This window comes from Colwellia sp. TT2012 (assembly GCF_001440345.1).
Classification (GTDB): Bacteria; Pseudomonadota; Gammaproteobacteria; order Enterobacterales; family Alteromonadaceae; genus Colwellia.
Genome location: NZ_LJYX01000068.1, coordinates 1 through 1,093, shown reverse-complemented (window position 1 = coordinate 1,093; position 1,093 = coordinate 1). Strand labels below are relative to the sequence as shown.

Annotated in this window: 1 protein-coding gene; it reads right to left on the bottom strand. The window is 39.0% G+C overall.

The features are described from left to right. Positions 1-861 (bottom strand): IS110 family transposase (locus ASU03_RS18670; protein ID WP_057833260.1); only part of this gene is annotated, 861 nt, incomplete at its 3' end. Positions 862-1,093 lie beyond the last annotated feature (232 nt).

Here is a 1,093-nt window from a genome sequence, read left to right as displayed (position 1 = left end):
CTTTGGTTTTCCTGCGGCGACTAAACGCTGATAAGTCGCCTTAAATACAGGGTTACATTGTATGGCCGACATCATTGACATGAACATGGCAGTACGTATTTGATGTCGCCCACCACGTATCATTCGCTTGCCTTGGAATGAACCACTTTCACGATTAATTGGCGCAACACCCACTAACGCAGATGCTTCTTTATTAGTGATATAACCGAGCTCTGGCATGTTACTTAATAGACTAAACGCGACCACATTACCGACACCTGGAATACTTTGGATAATGTCATTTTTAATTTTATATTCATCACAACTTTCAATTAATTTTTGTAGCTTTTTATCTATTTTAATCAGTTGATTATTTATCACCGTAAGTATCGGGTTAATACTGCTAGTGATTTCTTTTGGCATAATTTGAAGACGATTTTTCTCCATGGTTCGCATGCCCATAAGCTGACAACGTCTTGACATTAAATCACTCATTAATCTTAACGTAGCCGGCTTTAGCGTTGATAATTTTGGTTTTATCGCTTCACTGTAATGGGCAATTAACTTGGCATCTAGTTTATCCGTTTTGGCTAATTGACCAATAGCACCAGCGAACTTTTTGACATGAGCTGGATTCGCAATGACAAAAGGTAGTTTTTCTTTTGCACAGGCGATAATAAAGGCTTGCTCAAGTCGTCCTGTTGCTTCAATGACGATGCGTTTTGGCTTGTGTTTTTTTATCTCTCTAATCGCCTTACTAATGCCTTTTTCATCGTTGGTAACGGTGAAATAAATATCTAAGGGACGAATGTAAATGTCGAGTTGTGTTTTACCGGTATCGACACCGATGTTAATTTCATTTTGATTATTTTTGCTATTCATAATAAGCTGACTCTGCCTTGCTAATTCGGGCTCGAGGCCCAGTTGACTATCCGAGTTTAGTGCTTGGAGTTTTATACGGCGTTCGTACTTGTTATCGGTCTCTCAACAGAGGAGCCAGAACTTCATCGAACTACCGTATAAAAAGGCTTTGGTTGCAGCCAAAGCTTGGGCCTCACTTTACCTAAACTTGTTTTACAATAGAATTAAAAGATGGGTATATTATCCATACAAG